General features: G+C 70.4%; 22 protein-coding genes. 9 read left to right on the plus strand and 13 right to left on the minus strand.

Annotation, left to right across the window (positions count from 1 at the left end; genetic code table 11):
• Window positions 1-13: 13 nt before the first annotated feature.
• The 3 genes from AQJ67_RS11125 to AQJ67_RS11135 all read right to left on the minus strand — a co-directional run bounded on the left by AQJ67_RS11125 (window position 14) and on the right by AQJ67_RS11135 (window position 3,563).
• Window positions 14-607 carry a GNAT family N-acetyltransferase gene (locus AQJ67_RS11125; protein WP_062717989.1) on the minus strand — a complete coding sequence of 198 codons (594 nt, stop codon included), beginning with the start codon at window positions 605-607 and terminating at the stop codon, window positions 14-16.
• Between the two features lie 268 nt (window positions 608-875).
• Complete coding sequence (locus tag AQJ67_RS11130) at window positions 876-2,003, minus strand: family 2 encapsulin nanocompartment cargo protein polyprenyl transferase (RefSeq protein ID WP_244190429.1); 1,128 nt, start codon at window positions 2,001-2,003, stop codon at window positions 876-878.
• A gap of 153 nt (window positions 2,004-2,156) precedes the next feature.
• The gene (locus AQJ67_RS11135) at window positions 2,157-3,563 is read right to left on the minus strand and encodes a family 2B encapsulin nanocompartment shell protein (protein WP_062717993.1); all 1,407 of its coding nucleotides are present in this window, start codon (window positions 3,561-3,563) and stop codon (window positions 2,157-2,159) included.
• 330 nt (window positions 3,564-3,893) lie between these two features.
• Between AQJ67_RS11135 and AQJ67_RS11140 the strand changes: the two genes are divergently transcribed.
• The gene (locus AQJ67_RS11140) at window positions 3,894-4,484 is read left to right on the plus strand and encodes an N-acetylmuramoyl-L-alanine amidase (RefSeq protein ID WP_208614942.1); all 591 of its coding nucleotides are present in this window, start codon (window positions 3,894-3,896) and stop codon (window positions 4,482-4,484) included.
• Window positions 4,485-4,504: 20 nt separating this feature from the next.
• Window positions 4,505-5,431, plus strand: a complete 927-nt coding sequence (locus AQJ67_RS11145; RefSeq protein ID WP_062717995.1) for a 1-aminocyclopropane-1-carboxylate deaminase/D-cysteine desulfhydrase — start codon at window positions 4,505-4,507, stop codon at window positions 5,429-5,431.
• On the opposite strand, the gene AQJ67_RS11150 is transcribed toward AQJ67_RS11145, so the two are convergent.
• Window positions 5,413-7,008, minus strand: a complete 1,596-nt coding sequence (locus AQJ67_RS11150; RefSeq protein ID WP_062717997.1) for a Na+/H+ antiporter — start codon at window positions 7,006-7,008, stop codon at window positions 5,413-5,415. The two genes, AQJ67_RS11145 and AQJ67_RS11150, sit on opposite strands and share 19 nt — an antisense overlap.
• Window positions 7,009-7,071: 63 nt before the next feature.
• On the opposite strand from AQJ67_RS11150, the gene AQJ67_RS11155 reads away from it, so the two are divergent.
• The 3 genes from AQJ67_RS11155 to AQJ67_RS11165 all read left to right on the plus strand — a co-directional run bounded on the left by AQJ67_RS11155 (window position 7,072) and on the right by AQJ67_RS11165 (window position 9,143).
• Window positions 7,072-7,332: a UBP-type zinc finger domain-containing protein gene (locus AQJ67_RS11155; protein ID WP_062717999.1), complete on the plus strand. Its 261-nt coding sequence runs from the start codon at window positions 7,072-7,074 to the stop codon at window positions 7,330-7,332.
• 249 nt (window positions 7,333-7,581) lie between these two features.
• Complete coding sequence (locus AQJ67_RS11160) at window positions 7,582-7,995, plus strand: ATP-binding protein (protein WP_004925829.1); 414 nt, start codon at window positions 7,582-7,584, stop codon at window positions 7,993-7,995.
• Window positions 7,996-8,012: 17 nt separating this feature from the next.
• Entirely contained in the window at window positions 8,013-9,143 is a 1,131-nt protein-coding gene (locus tag AQJ67_RS11165) for an RNA polymerase sigma factor SigF (RefSeq protein WP_079055923.1), read from the plus strand.
• A gap of 10 nt (window positions 9,144-9,153) precedes the next feature.
• On the opposite strand, the gene AQJ67_RS11170 is transcribed toward AQJ67_RS11165, so the two are convergent.
• Window positions 9,154-9,600 carry a hypothetical protein gene (locus tag AQJ67_RS11170; protein WP_062718003.1) on the minus strand — a complete coding sequence of 149 codons (447 nt, stop codon included), beginning with the start codon at window positions 9,598-9,600 and terminating at the stop codon, window positions 9,154-9,156.
• Window positions 9,601-9,895: 295 nt separating this feature from the next.
• On the opposite strand from AQJ67_RS11170, the gene AQJ67_RS11175 reads away from it, so the two are divergent.
• A complete protein-coding gene (locus AQJ67_RS11175) occupies window positions 9,896-10,864 on the plus strand; it encodes a diacylglycerol/lipid kinase family protein (RefSeq protein ID WP_062718005.1) in 969 nt (322 codons plus the stop codon).
• Between the two features lie 320 nt (window positions 10,865-11,184).
• Complete coding sequence (locus AQJ67_RS11180) at window positions 11,185-11,442, plus strand: WhiB family transcriptional regulator (protein ID WP_016639615.1); 258 nt, start codon at window positions 11,185-11,187, stop codon at window positions 11,440-11,442.
• 189 nt (window positions 11,443-11,631) lie between these two features.
• On the opposite strand, the gene AQJ67_RS11185 is transcribed toward AQJ67_RS11180, so the two are convergent.
• Together AQJ67_RS11185 and AQJ67_RS11190 are read right to left on the minus strand one after the other, a co-directional pair.
• Entirely contained in the window at window positions 11,632-13,098 is a 1,467-nt protein-coding gene (locus tag AQJ67_RS11185; RefSeq protein WP_062718007.1) for a sensor histidine kinase, read from the minus strand.
• 528 nt (window positions 13,099-13,626) lie between these two features.
• Entirely contained in the window at window positions 13,627-14,715 is a 1,089-nt protein-coding gene (locus tag AQJ67_RS11190; protein ID WP_062718009.1) for an SIS domain-containing protein, read from the minus strand.
• 239 nt (window positions 14,716-14,954) lie between these two features.
• Between AQJ67_RS11190 and nagB the strand changes: the two genes are divergently transcribed.
• Window positions 14,955-15,740 (plus strand): glucosamine-6-phosphate deaminase, encoded by a 786-nt coding sequence (gene nagB, locus AQJ67_RS11195; RefSeq protein WP_062718011.1) that lies wholly within the window; start codon window positions 14,955-14,957, stop codon window positions 15,738-15,740.
• A gap of 44 nt (window positions 15,741-15,784) precedes the next feature.
• Here the strand turns inward: nagB and AQJ67_RS11200 are convergent, their stop codons facing one another.
• From AQJ67_RS11200 to AQJ67_RS11225, 6 genes are all read right to left on the minus strand, one after another.
• Window positions 15,785-16,321 (minus strand): hypothetical protein, encoded by a 537-nt coding sequence (locus AQJ67_RS11200; RefSeq protein WP_062718013.1) that lies wholly within the window; start codon window positions 16,319-16,321, stop codon window positions 15,785-15,787.
• Entirely contained in the window at window positions 16,318-16,566 is a 249-nt protein-coding gene (locus AQJ67_RS11205; protein ID WP_031479464.1) for a helix-turn-helix transcriptional regulator, read from the minus strand. The genes AQJ67_RS11200 and AQJ67_RS11205 overlap by 4 nt, the downstream gene beginning before the upstream one ends.
• A gap of 79 nt (window positions 16,567-16,645) precedes the next feature.
• Window positions 16,646-18,160 carry a glycoside hydrolase family 3 protein gene (locus AQJ67_RS11210; protein ID WP_062718015.1) on the minus strand — a complete coding sequence of 505 codons (1,515 nt, stop codon included), beginning with the start codon at window positions 18,158-18,160 and terminating at the stop codon, window positions 16,646-16,648.
• 8 nt (window positions 18,161-18,168) lie between these two features.
• Entirely contained in the window at window positions 18,169-18,999 is an 831-nt protein-coding gene (locus AQJ67_RS11215) for a carbohydrate ABC transporter permease (protein WP_062718017.1), read from the minus strand.
• Entirely contained in the window at window positions 18,996-19,982 is a 987-nt protein-coding gene (locus AQJ67_RS11220; protein ID WP_062718019.1) for a carbohydrate ABC transporter permease, read from the minus strand. The genes AQJ67_RS11215 and AQJ67_RS11220 overlap by 4 nt, the downstream gene beginning before the upstream one ends.
• A 116-nt stretch (window positions 19,983-20,098) precedes the next feature.
• Window positions 20,099-21,385 (minus strand): extracellular solute-binding protein, encoded by a 1,287-nt coding sequence (locus AQJ67_RS11225; protein ID WP_062718021.1) that lies wholly within the window; start codon window positions 21,383-21,385, stop codon window positions 20,099-20,101.
• A gap of 309 nt (window positions 21,386-21,694) precedes the next feature.
• On the opposite strand from AQJ67_RS11225, the gene AQJ67_RS11230 reads away from it, so the two are divergent.
• Window positions 21,695-22,459, plus strand: coding sequence for a GntR family transcriptional regulator (locus AQJ67_RS11230; RefSeq protein WP_062718023.1), 765 nt, complete (start codon window positions 21,695-21,697; stop codon window positions 22,457-22,459).
• Window positions 22,460-22,472: the final 13 nt, after the last annotated feature.

Raw genomic sequence — 22,472 nt, forward strand, 5'->3', positions numbered from 1 at the left:
GAGCCCCCTGGACTCAGCCCCGCGGCTCGCGCCACATCGGCCACATCCGGGGGCCGTCCGGGAGGTCGAGGGGGCGGCCCTGCCGGGCGAAGCCGAGGCGTTCGTACAGTTTCCGGCTGCGCCCGCTGCTCGCCTCCAGATACGCGGCCAGGCCCTCCCGGTCGCAGCGGTCGAGGACCGAGTTGAGGAGGGCGGTACCGAGTCCCTCGCCCTGGCGTTCGGGGGCCGTGGCGATCATCCACAGGTATTCGTGCGCACGACCCGTCGGGTGGATGCCGTCCGTCAGGCGGCCGATCAGCTCGACGCGCTCGTTCTGCGGATCGACGGCCTCGCGCAGCCGCGCGGGTCCTTCCTCGTCGTGGTCCGGCTCGTCGGCCGGTACGGATATCCACAGGGCGCACGCCGTGCCGTCCTCGGTGACGTCGATCCGGCCGACGGCGAGCACGATGTCGGTGAACGCGGCCATGAGCCGGGGGTGGGCGGCACGTCGGTGCTCCTCGCCCGGGAACACCCAGCCGCTGACCGGATCGTCCTGGAAGGCCGCGTCCAGCAGCCGAGCCACCAACTCCCGGTCCCCTTCGCCCGCCGTCCGGATCGCCACGCCCATGTCTTCCCGCCCCTTCGCGTCAACTGCCGTTGATCGTAGGGCGATGCGGACGCGTGTGCCGTCCGCGGGCGGAGTCTGTCGAGATCCGCACGGTCCACGGATCCGTACGGTACGCAGAGGCGGGCCCCGCACACCGTGGGGATGTGCGGGACCCGCCGGGCCGGAGCCGCTCGGCGGCCGTACGGGGTCAGGAACCGTACGGTCCCGGGGCTCCGGGGTCCTCACGACCGCCGGCCGCCGCGGCCTCGGTCACCGGCTCGTCGCTGTGTCAGTTGTTGCGCCGCGTCACGAACTCCGCCAGAGCCAGCAGTCCGCCCGCCTCCTCCGGGTCGGGCACCGCACGGGCCAGTTCCTGCATGGCGCGGGCCATCCGCTCGGCGGCCTGGGCCTGCGCCCAGTCACGGCCACCCGCCCGCTCCACGGCGAGCGCGGTCCGCTGGAGGTCCTCCTCGTCGTACGGCACCTCGTACAGCGCGGCCAGCTCCGCCGCCGCCGGACCACCGGAGGTCAGCGCGGCGACCACCGGCAGGGACTTCTTGCGGGCGGCGAGGTCCGCGCCGGCCGGCTTGCCGGTGTGACACGGGTCGCCCCATATGCCGATCACGTCGTCGATGAGCTGGAAGGCGAGCCCGGCCTCCCGGCCGAACGCGTCCAGCGCCACCACGTCCTCGTCCGCCGCGCCCGCGTACAGCGCCCCGAGGGCACACGCGCACCCCAGCAGCGCCCCGGTCTTGGCCTCGGCCATGGCGAGCACCTCGTCCAGCCCGACCTCGCCCGGCCCCCGCTTCTCCAACGCCGTGTCGGCCTGCTGGCCGGCGCACAGTTCGACGACGCAGTCCGCGAGCCTGGCGCCGGCCGCCGCGGACGCGGGATGCGGGTCCTCGGCGAGCAGCCGCAGGGCCAGGGCCTGCAGGGCGTCCCCGGCGAGGATCGCGTCGGCGTCGCCGAACACGGTCCAGGCGGTGGCCCGGTGCCTGCGGGTGGCGTCCCGGTCCATCACGTCGTCGTGCAACAGCGTGAAGTTGTGAACCAGTTCCACCGCCACCGCCGCCCGAAGGGCCGCCGCCCGGGCCCGTGGGCCGCCGAGCGCGGCGGCCGCGGTGAGGACGAGGGCGGGCCGGATCGCCTTGCCGGCGTTGCCTGCCGCCGGGGTGCCGTCCGCGTGCTCCCAGCCGAAGTGGTAGCGCGTGATCCGGCGCAGGGAGGTGGGCAACGCCTCGACGGCGGCGCGCAGTTCGGGGTCGACCGTCGCCCGGACCCGCTCCAGGATCGCCGCCGCCTCGGGCCCGTCGAGCGGACCCGGACCGTCGTCCCTGTCGGTCGCGATGGAACCCCGCCTTTCGAGCGTCTCCGTGGACGGCCGCACCCCGGCGGGGCGCGTGTGCGTCTCCGTCATGAACTCACCCATGGCATCGCCTCGGAGAGTCGGCGGGCAGTGGCATTTCCGCTACGGCTGGGCGCCTACCCGGAGGGTCCACCCGCGCGGGGGCCACCGGACACGGCGGGCCCCCGACGAGGGTCCGGGCGGCGGAGAACCGGGCGGGCAGGGTCACCGCCAGCGCCCGATCTCGACGTTCTCCAGCACACCGAGGGCGTCCGGCACCAGGACCGCGGCCGAGTAGTAGGCCGTGACCAGGTACTTGATGATGGCCTGTTCGTTGATGCCCATGAAGCGGCAGGACAGGCTCGGCTCGATCTCGTCCGGGATGCCCGCCTGCTGGAGCCCGATGACGCCCTGATCCGACTCGCCCGTACGCATGGCGATGATCGAGGTCGTACGGGCGTCGGTGACCGGGATCTTGTTGCACGGGAAGATCGGCACCCCGCGCCAGGTGGGGATGCGGTTGCCGCCCACCTCGATCGTCTCGGGAACCAGTCCGCGCTTGTTCAGCTCACGCCCGAACGCGGAGATCGCGCGCGGGTGGGCGAGGAACAGCTTGGTGCCGCGCCGCCGGCAGAGCAGCTCGTCCATGTCGTCGGGGCTGGGCACGCCGTCGTGCGGCTGGAGCCGCTGGTCGTACTCGCAGTTGTGGAGCAGGCCGAACTCGCGGTTGTTGACGAGCTCGTGCTCCTGGCGCTCCTTCAGCGCCTCGACCGTCAGCCGCAACTGCTGCTCGGTCTGGTTCATCGGCTGGTTGTACAGGTCGGCCACGCGCGAGTGGATGCGCAGCACGGTCTGCGCGATGCTCAGTTCGTACTCACGGGGCCTGGCCTCGTAGTCGACGAAGGTGTGCGGGATGTCCGGCTCACCGCTGTGGCCGGCCGCGAGGTCGACCTCCTTCTCGCCGTACTTGTTGGTGCGCTGTGAGGGGGTCGCCCGCAGCCGCTCCAGGTGCCCGCTCAGCGACTCGGCGCGCTCCGCGACCCGCTCGACCTCCTGGCGGGGCAGGACCAGCACCGTGCACGCGGTGACCGCGCGGACCGTGTACTCCCAGATGGCGTCGGAGTCGAGCAGCGCCTGCTCACCGAGGTAGGCGCCGTCGGCGAGGACGCCGAGGGACTCGTCCTCGCCGTAGGGTCCGGTGCCGAGCTTTTCCACCCTGCCGTGCGCCAGCAGGTACACCTCGTCGGTCGGACTGCCGAACGAGGCGATCAGCGTCCCTGCCGCGAACTCCCGCTGCTGGCAGCGCTGGGCGAGCTCCGAGAGCACGTCCTCGTCGTCGTACGACCGCAACGCCGGCAGTTCCGTCAGCTCGGCCGGGATGACCTCGACGCGGTCTCCGGTCTTCACGAACGTGATGCGTCCGTCCCCGACGGCGTACGTCAGGCGCCGGTTCACCCGGTACGTGCCGCCCTGCACATTCACCCAGGGCAGCATGCGCAGCAGCCAGCGGGAGCTGATCTCCTGCATCTGGGGTGCGGACTTGGTCGTGGTGGCCAGGTTCCGCGCGGCCGCAGTGCCGAGACTCTGCTGCGGCTGGCCCTGCTCCGTGCGGACCTCTTCGCCTACCGACATAAGGAATTGCCCTCCCGGTCGTGCACCGGCACCGCTCTGGCGCCACGCATCGCGATCTCCATGTCCGAGCCTTGCATCACGGAGGGTGCCGGTGCTATTACCCGAAAGAGCGGGAATGGATCACCGTCCGCCTGGGCAAATAGGGGGACCTTGTCCAGTCGCGACGCTCTCTCGCGCGGTCACGACGGTCGTCCCGAACCCGCCACGCCACGTGTCCGAAACACATCGCACACCGTGCGAGGCGAGGAGTCCCGTCTGCCCGTTCTCGGTAAAGCACCGAAACGAGACGGCCGCGAACGGCGGCCGGCGTTCGGCGTGAAGGAGGCGGCCGTGGCCACACCCATGTCCGCGAGCAGATTCCTGGAGAGACTCAGGGCCGAGGGCGCGACGGTCGTCGAGGTCGGCGACTGGGAGCACCACAACCGCAACCATGTGGGCCCGTGGGGTCCCATGCACGGAGTGATGATCCACCACACCGTGACCAAGGGCAGCGCGCACACGGTGGACCTGTGCCGCAACGGCTACGAGGGGCTGCCGGGCCCGCTCTGCCACGGCGTCATCACCAAGGACGGCCGGGTCCACCTGGTCGGCTACGGCCGCGCCAACCACGCCGGCCTCGGCGACGACGACGTCCTGCGCGCGGTCATCGCCGAAACGGCGCTGCCGCCCGACAACGAGGCCAACACCGACGGCAACCGGCACTTCTACGGCTTCGAGTGCGAGAACCTGGGCGACGGACAGGACCCGTGGCCACAGCCCCAGCTGGAGGCGATCGAACGGGTCTCGGCGGCCGTCTGCCGTCATCACGGGTGGACGGAGCGCTCGGTGATCGGGCATCTGGAGTGGCAGCCCGGGAAGGTTGACCCGCGCGGGTTCACGATGGCGTGGATGCGGGAGCGGATCCGGGAGCGGTTGACGTAGGGCCGGGCGACAATGACCGGGTGACCAGCCCCGACCTCACCGCCCTCCACCCCCGGCTCCCCTCCCCCGCACAGGAGTCGGCGGACGAGCGGTTCACGCGGCGGGGCGTGCGGCTGCTCCTCAAGCGCGACGACCTGATCCACCCGGAACTGATCGGCAACAAGTGGCGCAAGCTCGCGCCGAACCTGGCGGCCGCCGCGGGCCGTACGGTCGTCACGTTCGGCGGCGCCTACTCCAACCATCTGCGCGCCACCGCCGCCGCCGGCCGCCTCCTCGGCCTGCGCACGGTCGGCGTGGTCCGCGGCCAGGAACTGGCCGACCGCCCCCTCAACCCGTCCCTCGCGCGCTGCGCGGCCGACGGTATGCGGCTGCACTTCGTCGACAGGTCGACGTACCGCCGCAAGACCGAGCCGCAGACGCTGGCGGCCGTCCTGCGCGCGGCGGACGCGGAGGGGGCGTACGTCGTCCCGGAAGGCGGCAGCAACGCCCTTGCCGTACGCGGATGCCGGGCGCTCGGCGAGGAGCTGCGCGGGCGGGCCGACGTGGTCGCGGTGGCGTGCGGGACGGGCGGCACGATGGCGGGCCTGGCGGCCGGTCTCGGTCCCGGGCAACGGGCCCTGGGCGTCCCCGTCCTCAAGGGCGGGTTCCTGGCCGACGACATACGGGAGCTGCAGGCAGAGGCGTTCGGCGGCCCGCGGGGCGACTGGCGGCTCGACGAGCGGTTCCACTTCGGCGGATACGCCCGTACGACACCGGAACTCGACGCCTTCGCCGAGGACTTCGAGGCACGGCACGGAATGGCTGTCGAGCGTCTCTATGTCGCCAAGTTGCTGTACGGACTTGTCGCCCTGGCCGAGGAGGGCGCCTTTCCGCCCGGGTCGACGGTGGCGGCCGTGGTCACCGGGTCACCGTGGCCCGCGGCGGCCGCTCACTCCGCCTCCCGGTAGGCCGCCGCCTCCTCCAGGTCGAGCCTGCGCAGCAGCGTCCGCAGCATCTCGTCGTCGATGTACCGACCGTCGCGCAGCTTCACGAACACCGTGCGTTCGGCGCCGATCACCTCGCGGGACAGCCGGCGGTAGGTGTCGTCGACGGACTCGCCGGTGACGGGGTTGGCCTGGCCCAGGCGCTCCCAGACGGAGTTGCGGCGGCGTTCCAGGACCGCCCGCAGTCGGTTGGCCAGCGGGTCGGGAAGCGCGTTGCGCTCGTCGGAGAGGAGTTCCTCCAGGCGTCGTTCCGCGGCCCGGGATGCCTGCGCCTGGGCGTTGGCCTCGGCGAGGGTCTCGGCCTGCGCGTCCCGGCCGGGGAGTTTCAGCAGGTGGATCAGGGGCGGCAGGGTCACGCCCTGGACGACCAGGGTGCCGATGACGGTGGTGAAGGTGAGGAAGAGGATCAGGTTACGCTCGGGGAACGGCTCGCCGCCGTGCATCGTGAGCGGGATCGAGAAGGCGATGGCCAGCGAGACCACGCCGCGCATCCCGGCCCAGGAGATGACGAACGGCGCCTTCCAGGTCAGGCCGCCCTCGCGGGCTCTGATCCGCGCCGACATCATGCGCGGCAGGAACGTCGCCGGATAGACCCATACGAACCGCGAGACGACGACCACGAGGAAGACGGCGACCGCGTACCAGGCGGCGGGGCCGCCCTCGTACTCCCCGAGGCCCTTCAGGACCACCGGCAGTTGCAGTCCGATCAGCGCGAACACGGCCGACTCCAGCACGAACGCGACCATCTTCCACACCGCCTCCTCCTGGAGCCGGGTGGCGAAGTCGACCTCCCACGCGCGGTGTCCCAGGTACAGCGCGACGACCACCACCGCCAGCACTCCGGAGGCGTGCACCTGCTCGGCGGCCGCGTAGGCGACGAACGGGATCAGCAGCGAGAGCGTGTTCTGCAGCAGCGCTTCCTTCACGTGCGTGCGCAGCCAGTGGATCGGCACCATCAGCACCAGCCCGACCCCGATGCCGCCGAACGCCGCCAGCAGGAAGTCGCCGATGCCGCCGGCCCAGCTCGCGCCCTCGCCGACGGCCGCCGCGAGGGCGACCCGGTAGGCGGTGATCGCGGTGGCGTCGTTCACCAGGGACTCGCCCTGCAGGATCGTGGTGATCCGGGACGGCAGCCCCACCCGGCGTGCCACGGCCGTGGCGGCGACCGCGTCCGGCGGCGCCACGACCGCGCCCAGCACCAGGGCCGCCGTCAGCGGCAGATCCGGTACGACGAGATAGGCCGCCCAGCCGACGGCGAAGGTCGCGAAGAGCACGTACCCGACCGACAGCAGCATCACGGGCCGCATCTGCGCCCGCAGATCCAGGTAGGAGCTGTCCGTCGCCGCGCTGTGCAGCAGCGGGGGCAGCACCAGGGGCAGGACGATGTGCGGGTCGAGCGTGTACTCGGGCACCCCCGGCAGATACGACACGGCGAGCCCCGCGGCGACCAGCAGCAGCGGCGCCGGCACGGGCGAGCGCCGAGCGGCCGCGGCCACGGCGGCGCTCCCCGCCACCAGCAACAGCAGCGGCATCACATCCATGGTTCTCGCCCGCCCTCGTTTTTCCCGCGCGGCCATCGTCGCGGCCGTCGTAACCTGGCAATCATGAAACAGTGCACGCACGCCGACGCGCTGCCGCACCCGGAACCCGAGGCGCTGAACGAGACGTGCCCGGAGTGCCTGGCGGAAGGCATGCACCCCGTACAACTGCGGCTCTGTCTCAGCTGCGGGCACGTCGGCTGCTGCGACTCGTCGCCGGGGAGGCATGCGACAGAACACCACAAGGAGTCCGGTCACCCGGTGATGCGGACCTTCGAGCCGGGCGAGGAATGGCGTTGGTGCTTCGTCGACCACGTACTCGTGTGACCCTGGATCCGGACGGTTCGACCGTCTGACGTCTGGGTACGTCAACCCGGCGCGCGCTCTTCCCAATTGGAGCCGCAGACCCCTAGACACGGAGCGTATCCACAGGTTTACTGTGAGTGACGGCAAGGGGTTGGGGTCCTGGGGACAGGAAAGTTCAGGGCGCGATAGCGTCACCGCTGAACCACACATCGCGTTACCCCGGGGGGCGACCCTCGGCCCCGAGAAGCTTGTACCACCTTGGAGGTGAGGGTGTCCCAGATCGCAGGCGAGCCCGCGACCCAGGACTTCGTGGAAGTCCGGCTGCCGGCCGCGGGTGCCTACCTGTCGGTGCTACGTACGGCGACTGCCGGCCTCGCGGCCCGTTTGGACTTCACGCTCGACGAGATCGAGGACCTGCGCATCGCGGTGGACGAGGCCTGCGCGATCCTGCTCCAGCAGGCCGTGCCCGGCTCGGTGCTCAGCTGTGTCTTCCGACTCGTCGACGACTCGCTCGAGGTCACCGTCTCGGCCCCGACCACGGACGGCCACGCCCCCTCCAGGGACACCTTCGCCTGGACCGTCCTGTCGGCGCTCGCGGGCAAGGTCTCCTCCGCCGTGGACGAGGACAAAACCGTTTCGATCAGCCTCTACAAACAGCGCGGCGCGGGACCCGGGCCGGCGTGAGGAACGGGGACGGGCCGGTGCGGGACGAAGAGCGCGGCACACGGGAGCTGTCGGACGGCACTGCCCCCTTCTCGGAAGCAGCCGAGAGCCCGGGGGCGGGCCCGAGCGGTCCGAGCGGTTCCCGACGCATGGCGGACGGCATCGACGGCATCCCCGAGCAGGCCCGGCCGCACCCGGAGGACGACTCCGCGGAGGTGGGCCTCCTGGCCGAGGGACGGGATGACGAAGGTGCCGTGCAGGGCGCGCCTCTGGGCGGGCGGATGGGGGTCTCCCCGGTCCGAGTAGAGGCGAGGGCTCGGGAGAGGGCAACGGGCGGGACGATGAGCGAGCACCAGCGAAACGCCGAGGACGAGGCGACGAGCACGCACAGCGTGCAGGCCACGCGGCACGACCCTCAGGACCGCAGCGGGGCGCGCGCCATGTTCATCGAGCTGCGCAAGCTGCAGGACGGCAGCGCCGAGTACGCGGAACTGCGCAACCGGCTGGTCCGTATGCACCTGCCGCTCGTCGAGCACCTCGCGCGTCGCTTCCGCAACCGCGGCGAGCCGCTCGACGATCTCACCCAGGTCGCCACCATCGGGCTGATCAAGTCGGTCGACCGGTTCGACCCGGAGCGCGGCGTCGAGTTCTCGACGTACGCGACGCCGACGGTGGTCGGCGAGATCAAGCGGCACTTCCGCGACAAGGGCTGGGCGGTCCGCGTTCCGCGCCGGCTCCAGGAGCTGCGCCTCGCCCTGACGACCGCCACGGCCGAGTTGTCCCAGCAGCACGGGCGCTCCCCCACGGTCCATGAGCTCGCCGAGAAGCTGGCGATCTCGGAGGAGGAGGTCCTGGAGGGCCTGGAGTCCGCCAACGCGTACTCCACGCTGTCCCTGGACGTCCCCGACACGGACGACGAGTCCCCGGCGGTCGCGGACACCCTCGGCGCGGAGGACGAGGCGCTGGAGGGCGTCGAGTACCGCGAGTCCCTCAAGCCGCTGCTGGAAGACCTTCCGCCGCGCGAGAAGCGGATCCTGCTGCTGCGTTTCTTCGGCAACATGACCCAGTCGCAGATCGCGCAGGAGGTCGGGATCTCCCAGATGCACGTGTCCCGCCTGCTGGCGCGCACACTGGCGCAGCTGCGGGAGAAGCTGTTGGTGGAGGAGTGACGGCGGTCGGCTACTTCTGATCCGGCGTGTTGCCGGGCCCCCGGATCCCGAGGGCCTCGGTGGTCGCCGGATTGACCAGAAGGACGAGCGTGGCAATCGCGCTCGCGGCGATCACGATGCCCGCCGGGATGGCGATGCTGTCCGCCTGCAACAGGCTGTAGGCCACCGGCAGCGCCAGGATCTGCGTGATGATGGACGGCCCTCGGCTCCAGCTGCGCCGGCCGAAAAGCCCCCGCGCGGCGAGCAGCGGCAGCAGCGCGAGAGCGACCAGAGTCACCCCCAGTGTGACGGCCTGCTGCCTGTCGTCCGGATCCCCGGCGAGCCCCAGCACCAGCACCCACACGCCCCCGACGGCAAGGCCCACGCCTTCCAGCGCGGTCAGCACGGCCGCATACGTCAGCCGCCGCGGACGCGGCTCGGCGGTTTCCGGGGTGGCGGGGTTCTGCTCCTTGGTCACCCCTGAAGGGTAGCCCTCCGCGATATCGCCTTCCCGCCTGCACCTGGCTGACTTCGGTCAACGCTTTTCAGCCCGTCCGGCGTTTGAGGACGAGGCCCGCAGGGCCGATGCGGGGGTCTGGGGGCGGCAGCCCCCAGCAGCCCGAGCCCCCAACGCCCCTCATTTCGCAGCGAGCGGCACCCCATAGCCCGGCCCAACCGGCGGAGCCCCCCGGTGTCGAGGCTCACGCCTCATCTCTTACTGGATCCCCACCTCGACCTGTGCCCGGTACCCCCCAGTAGGTACGCTGCAACCCATGCGTGCACTTCTCGTGGTCAATCCGGCAGCAACCACCACAAGCGCACGTACGCGCGATGTCCTGATCCATGCGCTCGCCAGCGAGATGAAACTCGAGGCCGTCACCACCGAGTACCGCGGCCATGCCCGCGACCTGGGCCGACAGGCGGCGGACAGCGACGATGTCGACCTGGTGGTCGCCCTCGGCGGCGACGGCACGGTGAACGAGGTCGTCAACGGACTGTTGCACAACGGCCCCGACCCGGAGCGCCTCCCCCGCCTCGCCGTCGTCCCCGGCGGCTCCACCAACGTCTTCGCCCGCGCCCTCGGTCTGCCCAACGACGCCGTGGAGGCGACCGGCGCCCTGCTCGACGCCCTGCGCGAGGGCAGCGAACGTACGGTCGGCATGGGCATAGCCGCGGGCACGCCGGGTACCGAGGACGAGGCGGTTCCGGCCAGATGGTTCACCTTCTGCGCCGGGCTCGGCTTCGACGCGGGTGTCGTCGGCCGGGTCGAGCAGCAGCGCGAACAGGGCAAGAAATCCACACACGCCCTTTACCTGCGCCAGGTGGTCCGCCAGTTCCTCCAGGAGCCCAACCGCCGACACGGCACGATCACGCTGGAGCGGCCGGGTCAGGACCCGGTGACCGATTTGGTGCTGTCCATAGTCTGCAATACCGCTCCGTGGACGTATCTGGGTAATCGCCCGGTGTACGCGGCCCCTAAGGCCTCGTTCGATACCGGGCTCGACGTACTCGGTCTCAGCCGTATGTCCACGGTCGCGGTTGCCCGGTATGCCACCCAGTTGCTCACTTCGTCCCCCGAGCGCGGGGCCCGTGGCAAGCATGCGGTCACACTGCACGACCTGGACCAGTTCACCTTGCATTCGAAGGTGCCGTTGCCCCTTCAGATGGACGGCGACCACCTCGGACTGCGTACGAGCGTGACGTTCACAGGCGTACGCCGTGCACTGCGTGTGATTGTGTGAGCGGAACGGGCTAAAGTCCTTTCACTCGAACGTTTAGGCCAGGATCCACCCCATGGAAGTACGGCTGTGACCTAGTCGACACCGAGGAATCAAAAAAAACTTTCCGGAAGGGGTTGTATCCGTCGCTGAGGTTTGCGAGTCTCTACGTGGCGATCGGGACGGCCCGCAATACCGGCCTCCACTGATCACCGGAATCCCCCTTCAAATCACAGGACCCACGCCAGGGAACCTGGCGGTCGGCCCTTCACTTGTTGAGGGATTCGTGAAAGCGTTCACATTCACAAGCAATCAGCACGTAATACCAAGGAGAGGTAGCAGCCATGGACTGGCGTCACAACGCCGTTTGCCGCGAGGAAGACCCCGAGCTCTTCTTCCCCATCGGCAACACCGGTCCTGCGCTGCTGCAGATCGAGGAAGCCAAGGCCGTCTGCCGTCGCTGCCCGGTTATGGAGCAGTGTCTGCAGTGGGCGCTCGAGTCCGGCCAGGACTCCGGCGTCTGGGGTGGTCTCAGCGAGGACGAGCGCCGCGCCATGAAGCGCCGCGCCGCCCGCAACCGGGCCCGTCAGGCCTCCGCCTGACAACACCCGCCCCGCAAACAGCCTGAGCTTGGCGGCGCGTACAGCGAGTACGCATCTCCCGCCCCCGAGCCGCAGCGCGCAGTACCCCCGATGCGCAGCAAACGCTGGCAACGAGCATGTTGAGCCCCAGCCCCCTGAACGGGCTGGGGCTCTTTGCTGTCCGCAACGCGCCGTAGTGCGACGGCAGGTCTACTTGTGCGCCCGCACCGGGATGTCGAGGATCACCCTCGTCCCCCGCTCCGGCGCCGGGACCATGTCGAACGTGCCGCCCAACTCGCCCTCCACCAGGGTCCGTACGATCTGGAGGCCGAGGTTGCCGGCGGTGTGCGGGTCGAAGCCGTCGGGCAGACCCACGCCGTCGTCCTGGACGGTGACCAGGAGGCGGGCCTGCTTGGTCGTGCCGCCGCGGACGGCCGAGACCTCGACCGCGCCGCTGTCCCCCTCGCGGAAGCCGTGCTCCAGGGCGTTCTGGAGGATCTCGGTCAGGACCATCGACAACGGCGTGGCGACCTCGGCGTCCAGGATGCCGAAGCGGCCGGAGCGGCGGCCGGTGACCTTGCCGGGCGAGATCTCGGCGACCATCGCCAGGACGCGGTCGGCGATCTCGTCGAACTCCACGCGCTCGTCGAGGTTCTGGGAGAGGGTCTCGTGCACGATCGCGATGGAGCCGACCCGCCGTACCGCCTCCTCCAGGGCCTCGCGGCCGCGGTCGGACTCGATGCGCCGGGCCTGGAGGCGGAGCAGGGCGGCCACCGTCTGGAGGTTGTTCTTCACCCGGTGGTGGATCTCCCGGATGGTCGCGTCCTTGGTGATCAACTCGCGCTCGCGACGGCGCAGTTCGGTCACGTCCCTCAGCAGCACCAGCGAACCGATGCGTGTGCCCTTGGGCTTGAGCGGGATCGCCCGGAACTGGATGACGCCGTCGCCCGACTCGATCTCGAACTCGCGGGGGGCCCAGCCGCTGGCGACCTTGGCGAGGGCCTCGTCCACCGGCCCGTGGGTCGGTGCGAGTTCGGCGGTGGTCATGCCCAGGTGGTGGCCGACGAGGTCGGCGGCGAGGCCGAGGCGGTGGTACGCGGAGAGCGCGTTCGGGGAGGCGTACTGGACGATGCCGTCGGCGTCGACGCGGATCAGGCCGTCGCCGACGCGCGGCGAGGCGTCCATGTCGACCTGCTGGTTGGCGAACGGGAAGGAGCCGGCCGCGATCATCTGCGCGAGGTCCGAGGCGCTCTGGAGGTACGTCAGCTCCAGGCGGCTCGGGGTGCGGACGGTCAGCAGGTTGGTGTTGCGGGCGATGACGCCCAGGACGCGCCCGTCCCGGCGTACCGGAATCGACTCGACGCGGACCGGTACCTCCTCGCGCCACTCGGGGTCGCCCTCGCGCACGATCCGGCCCTCGTCGAGCGCGGCGTCGAGCATCGGGCGGCGGCCGCGCGGGACGAGATGGCCGACCATGTCGTCCTGGTAGGAGGTCGGGCCGGTGTTGGGCCGCATCTGGGCGACGGAGACATAGCGGGTGCCGTCGCTGGTGGGGACCCACAGGACGAGATCGGCGAAGGAGAGGTCGGAGAGCAGCTGCCACTCCGAGACCAGCAGGTGGAGCCACTCGAGGTCGGAGTCGTCGAGGGCCGTGTGCTGGCGTACGAGTTCGTTCATGGAGGGCACGTGGCCGAGCGTACCTGGCGGTACGGACATGGTTCGAAACCAGCCACCGCGGAGGCGATCCAGCCGATGGAAGGCCCTCGGAAACACCCGCGGGCCGCGGCGCCTGAGAGGGACCCTCAACCCTCCCGGCACCGCAGCCCGGAGCAACATCGGCCGTGGGGTGTGCGGTCCCGGTCGGCCGAAGGATGAGGACCCGGGGCAGTCAGGGCAGAGAGCTCCGGTTCCTCGGTCCGTCTTCCTGTGCGGGGAAGACGGAAGTCGGTGCGTTCTCGTACTACGCACTCCTCCGCAATTGTGGACTAGACCACTCTGATGTGTCCATGCGTTGGAGCCTGTTTGCTGTTGACGCTTCTTCGCGGGGTCCGACCAGTTGGAGGACTAGTGGGACGCCCTGGTATCCACCACGCAGCCTAACCCGTGTGGGTTCATGTGCGGGGCCAGTTGGCCATGGCAATTTCCGCGAGCGCCTCCGGTTCCTCCCGGCTCGCCCCCTCGCGCGCCTGTTGTGACCGGACGTATTCAGCGTGTCTCCGTCACTTTCGCCAGTGCCCGCGGTGCGTCCGGGTCCTGGCCCCGGGCGATGGTGACCTCGTACGCCAGGAGCTGCAGCGGGAGGATCTCCAGGATCGGCTGGAGTTCCTCGGCCACGCCGTCGGTGGGCAGGACGAAGCCCGCGGAGGCCTGCTCGACCTGGTGGCGGGCGCCGACGACGACCAGGTCGGCGCCCCGGCCGCGGAGCCGGTCGAGGACGGGCTGGAGGGCCTCGCCGCCCTTGCCGTCGGTGACGACGGCGATGACCGGGGAGACGTTGTCGACCATGGCGAGCGGGCCGTGCAGGAGGTCGGCGCCGGAGTAGGCGAGGGCCGGGATGTAGCTGGTCTCCATCAGCTTGAGGGCGGCTTCCCTGGCCGTGGGGTAGCCGTAGCCGCGGGAGGTGATCACCATGCGCTCGGCGAAGCGGTAGCGGGCGGCGAGGGCGCGGACCTCGTCCTGCCGGGCGAGCGTCTGCTCGGCGAGGTCGGGGAGCACCTTGGCGGCGGTGCCGTCGCCGCCGCGCAGGCCTTCGACGAAGAGGTACAGGGCGAGGAGGGAGGCCGTGTAGGTCTTGGTCGCGGGGAGGGCGCGCTCGGGTCCGGCCATGATGTCGAGGTGGTACTCGGAGACGGCGGCCAGCGGGGAGTCGGGGTTGTTGGTCACCGCGAGCGTGGTCGCGCCGGCCTCGCGGGCCGCCCGGGTCGAGGCGACGAGGTCGGGGGAGCCGCCGGACTGGCTGACGGTGACGACGAGGACGTCGGTGAGGTCGGGGCGGGCGCCGTAGGCGGTGGTGGTCGACATCGAGGTCAGGCCGCACGGCAGGCCGAGGCGGATCTCCAGGAGGTACTTGGCGTACAGGGCGGCGTTGTCGGAGGTGCCGCGGGCGGTGAGCAGGACGAAGCGGGGTGCGCGGGCGGCGATCTCCTGGGCGACCCGGCGGATGGCGGGGGCGCCGTGGGCGAGGACCCGGCGCAGCACGGCGGGCTGCTCGGCCATCTCGCGGGCCATGATCAGGCCGGGGCGTTCGTTGTGCGGGGCGTGGGGGTCGGGAGGGTACGGGGGCGTGGTGGTCATGGGCCCTTCCTGCTCTCGCGCTCGTCGTGCCGGGCAGGGCGCCCGGCGCTTCGGACGGACAGTCTCCATTCCACTCCCCCACGGGGAATGACGCCTTCCGGCGGACTCCCGAAATGTCCGCGGGACTTCCGTTCACCTGGGCTGCGGGGCTCCACTCTGTTAGATTGGTCTAGATTGGTCTAAACCACATAGCCCTTCAGGGTGCCCTTCGAGTCCCTCTTCAGATCGGCAGGCCCAGCGTGGAAGTTGTCATCGTTCCGGACGCCCAGGCGGGTGGCGAGCTGATAGCCGAGGCCATGGCCCAGCTGCTCGCGCGCAAGCCCGACGCCGTGCTCGGCGTGGCCACCGGGTCGACCCCGCTGCCTGTCTACACGGCGCTCGCGGCCAAGGTGCGCTCCGGTGCCGTGGATACCTCGCGGGCGCGGATCGCGCAGCTGGACGAATACGTGGGGCTGCCCGCCGAGCACCCGGAGTCGTACCGGTCGGTGCTGCGACGGGAGGTGCTGGAGCCGCTCGGGATCGGGATGGACGCGTTCATGGGGCCGGACGGCACGGCCGAGGACGTGCAGGGGGCGTGCCAGGCGTATGACGCGGCGTTGGCCGAGGCGGGGGGTGTCGATCTCCAACTGCTCGGGATCGGGACCGACGGGCACATCGGGTTCAACGAACCCTGTTCCTCGCTGGCCTCGCGGACCCGGATCAAGACGCTGACCGAGCAGACCCGGATCGACAACGCGCGGTTCTTCGACGGGGACATCGAGCAGGTGCCGCACCACGTCATCACGCAGGGGATCGGGACGATCCTGGAGGCGCGGCACCTGGTGCTGCTGGCCACCGGTGAGGGCAAGGCGGACGCGGTCGCCGCGACCGTCGAGGGGCCGGTCGCGGCCGTCTGCCCGGCGTCGGCACTCCAACTGCACCCGCACGCCACGGTCGTCGTCGACGAGGCCGCCGCGTCCAAGCTGAAGCTGGCCGACTACTTCCGGCACACCTACGTCAACAAGCCGGACTGGCAGGGGATCTAGGCGCGCCGCAGCGAACCGGCGCCACGCAGACAGAGCGCGGCGGCTCAGCCCTGGAGGGCGGTCGCCTCGTCGTCGCCCGGTTCGTCCTGGGCGGCCAGGCCCGCCACCCACAGCGGCAGCAGCCAGTGGAGCGTGAGGACGGCGACCAGGACGGGGGCCGCGTAGACCCGGAGGGCGTCGTCGTCGGCCGCGCCCGCCGCCAGCAGGCCGACCACGGAACCGAGCAGCAGCCAGGTCATCAGGCGGTGGGCGCGGGCGAGCACCCGCCTGCGTTCCGCCGACTGGCGTTCGTCCAGGACGTGTTCGCGCAGTTCCATCAGGCCCCGGGTGGCGCCGTTGATCACGCCGGTCGCCACCATCCAGGGCAGCATGAGCACCGCGGCGACGGCGGCGGACCACACCGGCTCGGCACGCGCGAGGCAGAAGTACCCGATCAGCGCGACGATGGCCGCGGTGAGCGTGACATGCGTGGCGACGACCAGTCGGCGGCGGGTGGCCGTGGCGTAGAGCGGGAGCGCTCGGCGGTCGTTCATCAGCCGCAGCATGCTCCGGTCGTGGCGCGTCAGGCGTGTGGTCGTCATGACTGTTTCCTCCCGTAGACCTCGTCCGTGAGCGGGCGGAACGGTTCGAGGGAGAACAGGGCCTCGACCGGCAGATCGAAGAACTTCGCGATCTTCAAAGCCAGGTCGAGGCTCGGGTTGTACTGCCCCCGCTCGATATAGCCGATGGTCTGGTAGTGGGCTCCCACTGCCTCGGCCAGGCTCTGGCGCGACACCTTCCGTTCGGCACGCACCATCGCCAATCTGTTGTGCACCTGCTCGCTCATGTATAAGAAGTACTACATTCGGAGAGAGAGGTGCAACAGCGGGGACAGCCGGCTGCCGGGACGACTGCCCGTGCCGGGCTCAGGTCCCGGCGATGACCTCCGCCGCCGCGCGGCCGCACACGCGGGCCGCGCCGTGGGTGGCGATGTGCAGGGCGCCGCGGGGCTCGGCCTGCGGGACGCCCATTTCGACCACGACGGTGTCGGGGCGGGCGTGCAGCAGGGTGTCGAGGGCCGTGGCCATCCAGGGGTGGCGGTGTTCGTCGCGGACCACGGCCACCACGCGGCGTCCACCGGACGCTTCCAGGGCCGCTCGGCCCGCGTCCGCGCCCGTGTAGCTGCCGGTCTCCGTGCCGGGGAGCAGGCGGGCCAGTTCGGCGGCGACGCCCCAGGGGGTCTCGTCCCCCACCGCGATGTTCGCGACCGGGGTGAAGGCGGCGACGTACGGCGGTTCGGTGAGGGGGGTGAAGGGGCCCGCGCCCTCCGCGCCGGTCACGGTCAACGCGCGCCGGGCCGCGACGAGGCCCACGTCCGGCCGCCGGCCGCCGTCGGCCGCCGGTGCGTCGGCCGACGTCCAGCGGGCCAGTTCGCGTACCCGTTCGGCCGCTTCCGCCAGCCGTTCCTCGGGGAGTTCGCCCGAGCGGACCGCCGCGACCAGGGCGTCGCGCAGACGGCGTACCGTCTCGTCGTCCGCCAGGCCGCCGCCCACGCAGATCGCGTCGGCGCCGGCCGCGACGGCGAGGACGCTGCCGCGTTCGATGCCGTAGGTGGCGGCGATGGCCTGCATCTCCATGCCGTCGGTGACGATCAGGCCGGTGTAGCCGAGCTCGCCGCGCAGGAGGTCGGTGAGGACCGGGCGGGAGAGGGTCGCCGGGTGGTCGGGGTCCAGGGCGGGGACGAGGATGTGCGCGCTCATCACCGCGCGGGTGCCGGCGGCCATCGCCGCGCGGAACGGGGCGAGTTCGCGGTCGGCCAGCACCGAGGCGTCCGCGTCGATGCGCGGGAGCGCGTGGTGGGAGTCGACGGCCGTGTCGCCGTGGCCCGGGAAGTGCTTGGTGCAGGCCGCTACGCCCGCCGCCTGGAGGCCGGTGACGTAGGCCGCGGTGTGGCGGGCCACCAGGGCCGTGTCGGCGCCGAAGGAGCGCACGCCGATCACCGGGTTCGCCGCGTTGGAGTTCACGTCGGCCGACGGGGCCCAGTTGAGGTTCACCCCGCAGGCGGCCAGGCGGCGGCCCAGTTCGAAGGCGACCTCCCGGGTCAGCTCCACGTCGTCCACGGCGCCCAGGGCGTGGTTGCCGGGGAAGCTGGAGCCGGTGCGCACCTCCAGCCGCGTCACATCACCTCCCTCCTCGTCGATCGCGACGAGCACGTCGTCCCGCTCGGCGCGCAACTGGGCGGTCAGCGCGGCCAGTTGTTCGGGCGAGGCGATGTTGCGGCCGAACAGGCCGACGGAGGCGAGGCCCTCGCCGAGGCGGCGGAGCAGCCAGTCGGGGGCGGTGGTGCCGGTGAAGCCCGGCTGGAGCACGGTCAGGGCATCGCGCGTCAGACCATCCTTTTCCGGATTGGACGCGGTGGTGCCGCTGGCGAATGTCGTCATCGGGGGCGTTATCCCTTCACGGCGCCGGCCGTCAGGCCGCTGACAGCCTTGCGCTGCAGGAAGACGAAGAGGATCAGGATCGGGACGGCGAAGAGGGAGGACGCCGCCATCGTGGCGCCCCAGTCGTTGCCGAAGGCGGTCTGGAAGCTGGACAGCCACAGTGGCAGGGTCTGCGCCTCCGCCTCCTTGTTGAGCACCAGGACCAGCGGGAATTCATTCCATGCGGTGATGAAGCCGAACAGGGAGGTGGACATCAGGCCCGGCGCCAGCAGCGGCAGGATGACCTTGCGGAACGCCTGGGCGCGTCCGCAGCCATCGACCATCGCGGCCTCCTCCAGCTCCCGGGGCACCGCGGCGACGAAGCCGCGCAGGGTCAGGATGGTGAAGGGCAGGATCATCATCATGTAGAAGACCGTCAGCGGCACGAGGCTGTTCAGCATGGACGCGTCCCGCACGATCATGTACATCGCGATGATCATGACCTCCCAGGGCGCCATCTGGGCCACCATGAAGCCGATGACGAACCCGCGCCGCCCCTTGAACCGCATTCGGGCCAGCGCGAAGGAGCCCGCGAGCGCGACGGCCAGGGAGAGGCCGACCGCGCACAGGGTGACGATCAGCGAGTTGGTGACGTACGTCCAGAAGTGGTCGACGCCGGTCGCCTTCTTGAAGTGCTCGAAGGTGATGTCGGTCGGGAACCAGACCGGGTTCTCGGAGATGATGTCGCCGGTCGGCTTGAAGGCCGTGGAGAACATCCAGTACACGGGGAAGACGAAGCCGATGAACAGGACGACGGCCGTGACGTTGGGCCACAGGCGGCCGAAGAGCGAGCGCTTCACAGCTCGTCCTCCTCTTGCTTGAGCACGATCCGCAGGTAGTAGGCGGTGAGGCCGAGCAGGATCAGGATGGTCAGGACGGCGATGGCCGCGCCCATGCCGTAGTGCTGGTTGCCGACGCCCTCGATGTAGGCGTAGACGGGCAGGATCTCGGTGAGCCGGTCGGGGCCGCCGCCGTTGATGGTGAAGACCTGCACGAACGCCTTGAAGACCCAGATGATCTCCAGGAACGTCGTTGCGTAGAGGAAGGGCCGCAGGAACGGCAGCGTGACCGTGGTGAAGCTCTTCCAGCCGCCCGCCCCGTCGAGCGACGCGGCCTCGTACAGCTCGCTCGGGATGGTGGTCGTGGCCGCGTAGAGGTTGATCGCGACAAACGGGATCGACATCCAGACGATCAGGACCGTCACCACGAAGAACGTCGACATCTGGCTGCTGGTCCAGCTGTAGTCGGCCATGGAGTGCCAGCCCAGCCTGTCCAGCACCCAGTTGACGACGCCGAAGCGCTGCGCGAACAGCCACTGGTAGACGGTGGTGGCGGCGACCACGGGCATCGCCCAGGCCAGCACGAGCCCGACCAGCAGCAGGACCCGCATCCGCTTGCCGAGGCGGGCGAGCAGCAGGCCGACCAGCGCGCCCGCGACCATGATCAGGGCGACGTTGACCGCCGTGAACAGGATCGAGCGCAGGGTGACGCGCCAGAAGTCCTCGCCGGTGAGGACCTCCTTGTAGTTGTCGACGCCGTTCCACTCGGTGACGTGCTGGATCAGCTGCGCCATGTTGAGGTTCTGGAACGACAGCAGCACGTCCTTCACCAGCGGCCAGCCGAGCAGCAGCACGGTGGCCGCGCAGGCGGGCAGCAGCAGGAGGTACGGGGTGAGCGCGCCGGCGCGGAACGCGGCTCGGGGCCGCGGCCGGGCGGGCCCGCTCTCATCCCTCTTGGTCACGTCCACCGGGCCGGAGGGCGGCCGTTCGGTCTGCACGGTCATGCTCGCGATCTCTCTTCTCGACCTACGTACGTAGACCAGCGTGCGGTCGCCGGGGCAGCGGGACCGCATGCGCGTCCCGCTGCCCCGGCGCGACACCGGCGCCTTGCTGCGGCTGCTTACTGCTGCTGCGACAGACGCTTGTTGAACTCGTCCTCGACCTGCTTGGCGGCCTCGGCCGGGGACTTGCCGTTCAGCACGGCGGTCATGTACGTCTTGACCGGGTTGGGCGCGTTCTCCACGGCGGCCCACTCGGGGATCAGCGGCGTGGTGCCACCGCCCGCGGCGGCCGGCGCGGCGGCCTCGGCGACGACGTTGCCCTTGAGGTTGGTCTGCAGCGACTCCTTGTTCGGGATGACGCCGTTGAGCTTGGCCAGCTCGCCCTCGTACTGGTCGGACAGCGCGATCTTGAGGAACTCCTTGGCCAGCTCCTGCTTCTGGCTGCCCGCGGCGACCGCGAGGTTGGAGCCGCCGAGGAAGACGCCCTCGGGCTTGTCGGCCGTGGCACCCGGGATGGTGAAGTAGCCGATCTCCTTCTCGATCTTCGGGTTGGCCTTGATGGCGATGCCGGCCTCCCAGCCCATGCCGATGAAGGCACCGACGTCGCCCTTGCCGAAGACCTCGCCCTGCTGCGGGGTGGCCTCGTCCTTGTCCTTGGGGGCCTTGGACAGCGCCTGGAACTTCTTGTACGTCTCCATGGCGGCGCCGATCTTCGGGTCGGCGAGGTTGGAGACGTACTTGTCGCCGTCCTTCTTGACCAGCTCGGCGCCCTCGCCGATGGTCAGGCCGACGAAGTGGTACCAGTTCTGGCCCGGCAGGTAGATGGGCTCGGCGTCGGTCTTCTCACCGATCTGCTTGAGGTCGGCGTAGAACTCGTCGCGGGTCTTGGGGGTGTCCTTGATGCCCGCCTCGGCCCAGATCTTCTTGTTGTAGAGGACGACGCGGTTGGCGAAGTACCACGGGGCGGCGTACTGCTTGCCGTCGTAGATGGAGGACTCGTTGAGGGACGCCGTCCAGTCGGCGCCGATCTCGGTCTTGAGGTCGGCGAGGTCGGCGAGGCCGCCGGTCTTGGCGTAGGCCGGGGTCTGGGTGTTGCCGATCTCGAAGACGTCCGGCGGGTTCTCCTCGGACAGGGCGGTGGTCAGCTTCTGCTGGATGCCGTTCCACTGCTGGACCTCGAACTTGACCTTGGCCTTGGTCTTCTTCTCGAACGCCGCCTGGACGTCCTTCTGCCACTGGTCCGGGGAGGAGCCGTCCATCACCCACACCGTGAGCGTCTGGCCCGCGTACCCGTCCGCCCCGGCCTTGTCCCCGCCGTCGCCGTTGTCGCCGTTGTCGCCCCCGCACGCCGCCAGGGAGATCATCATGCCCGCGACACCGATCGCGGATATCAGCTTGCGCTTCACGCCACCCTCCTCAGGGATGCCCACACCTCCCCCGCCCACAGGCCGGGACCTGGACCAATGGTGTAGACCAGTAGGGGGAGCTTGGACCAGACCACGAAGCGTGTCAAGGGTGGCCGAATAGCCTCTGACCAGCCGTTATGGGACCTACATATGCAGGAACCTTTAAGTAAGAAGGCAGCGAAAACAGCCGCGCCGGAGTACTCTCGTCCGCTAGACCACTCGGCGCTGTGGACTAGACCAAAAGAGGCGGCGACGGGTATACAGAAGGGATCACGAGGTGACCCTCCTCCGGAGCCGGGAAGGCAGGCCATGAGTACCGACGTCAGCAGTGCGGAGAACGAGGGTGGGGCAGGCGTACGTACCGCGCGCGTGCCCAAGTACTACCGCCTGAAGAAGCACCTGCTCGACATGACGGAGACGCAGTCGCCCGGCACGCCGGTCCCGCCCGAGCGCACCCTGGCCGCCGAGTTCGACACCTCCCGCACGACCGTGCGCCAGGCCCTCCAGGAGCTGGTCGTCGAGGGGCGTCTGGAACGCATCCAGGGCAAGGGCACGTTCGTCGCCAAGCCGAAGGTCTCGCAGGCCCTGCAACTCACCTCGTACACGGAGGACATGCGCGCCCAGGGCCTGGAGCCCACCTCGCAGCTGCTGGACATCGGCTACATCACCGCCGACGACCGCCTCGCCGACCAGCTCGACATCACGGCCGGTGGCCGGGTGCTGCGCATCGAGCGGCTGCGCATGGCGAACGCCGAGCCGATGGCCATCGAGACGACCCACCTCAGCGCCAAGCGCTTCCCGGCGCTGCGCCGCTCCCTGGTCAAGTACACCTCCCTCTACACCGCGCTCGCCGAGGTCTACGGCGTCCATCTCGCCGAGGCCGAGGAGACCATCGAGACCTCCCTGGCCACCCCGCGCGAGGCCGGCCTGCTCGGCACCGACGTCGGCCTGCCGATGCTGATGCTGTCCCGGCACTCGCTGGACCGGGACGGGCAGCCGGTGGAGTGGGTGCGGTCGGTGTACCGCGGGGACCGCTACAAGTTCGTGGCGAGGCTGAAGCGGCCGCAGGACTAGGGGGTGTTCTGAA

Origin of the sequence: Streptomyces caeruleatus, from assembly GCF_001514235.1 — a bacterium.
Taxonomy (GTDB): Bacteria; Actinomycetota; Actinomycetes; order Streptomycetales; family Streptomycetaceae; genus Streptomyces; species Streptomyces caeruleatus.

Coding starts and splice junctions, on each gene's coding strand:
- AQJ67_RS11125 (WP_062717989.1), bottom strand. CDS start 607: ATGGGCGTGGCGATCCGGACGGCGGGCGAAGGGGACCGGGAGTTGGTG.
- AQJ67_RS11130 (WP_244190429.1), bottom strand. CDS start 2,003: ATGACGGAGACGCACACGCGCCCCGCCGGGGTGCGGCCGTCCACGGAG.
- AQJ67_RS11135 (WP_062717993.1), bottom strand. CDS start 3,563: ATGTCGGTAGGCGAAGAGGTCCGCACGGAGCAGGGCCAGCCGCAGCAG.
- AQJ67_RS11150 (WP_062717997.1), bottom strand. CDS start 7,008: ATGGATGTGATGCCGCTGCTGTTGCTGGTGGCGGGGAGCGCCGCCGTG.
- AQJ67_RS11155 (WP_062717999.1), top strand. CDS start 7,072: ATGAAACAGTGCACGCACGCCGACGCGCTGCCGCACCCGGAACCCGAG.
- AQJ67_RS11175 (WP_062718005.1), top strand. CDS start 9,896: ATGCGTGCACTTCTCGTGGTCAATCCGGCAGCAACCACCACAAGCGCA.
- AQJ67_RS11180 (WP_016639615.1), top strand. CDS start 11,185: ATGGACTGGCGTCACAACGCCGTTTGCCGCGAGGAAGACCCCGAGCTC.
- AQJ67_RS11185 (WP_062718007.1), bottom strand. CDS start 13,098: ATGAACGAACTCGTACGCCAGCACACGGCCCTCGACGACTCCGACCTC.
- AQJ67_RS11190 (WP_062718009.1), bottom strand. CDS start 14,715: ATGACCACCACGCCCCCGTACCCTCCCGACCCCCACGCCCCGCACAAC.
- AQJ67_RS11200 (WP_062718013.1), bottom strand. CDS start 16,321: ATGACGACCACACGCCTGACGCGCCACGACCGGAGCATGCTGCGGCTG.
- AQJ67_RS11205 (WP_031479464.1), bottom strand. CDS start 16,566: ATGAGCGAGCAGGTGCACAACAGATTGGCGATGGTGCGTGCCGAACGG.
- AQJ67_RS11210 (WP_062718015.1), bottom strand. CDS start 18,160: ATGACGACATTCGCCAGCGGCACCACCGCGTCCAATCCGGAAAAGGAT.
- AQJ67_RS11220 (WP_062718019.1), bottom strand. CDS start 19,982: ATGACCGTGCAGACCGAACGGCCGCCCTCCGGCCCGGTGGACGTGACC.
- AQJ67_RS11230 (WP_062718023.1), top strand. CDS start 21,695: ATGAGTACCGACGTCAGCAGTGCGGAGAACGAGGGTGGGGCAGGCGTA.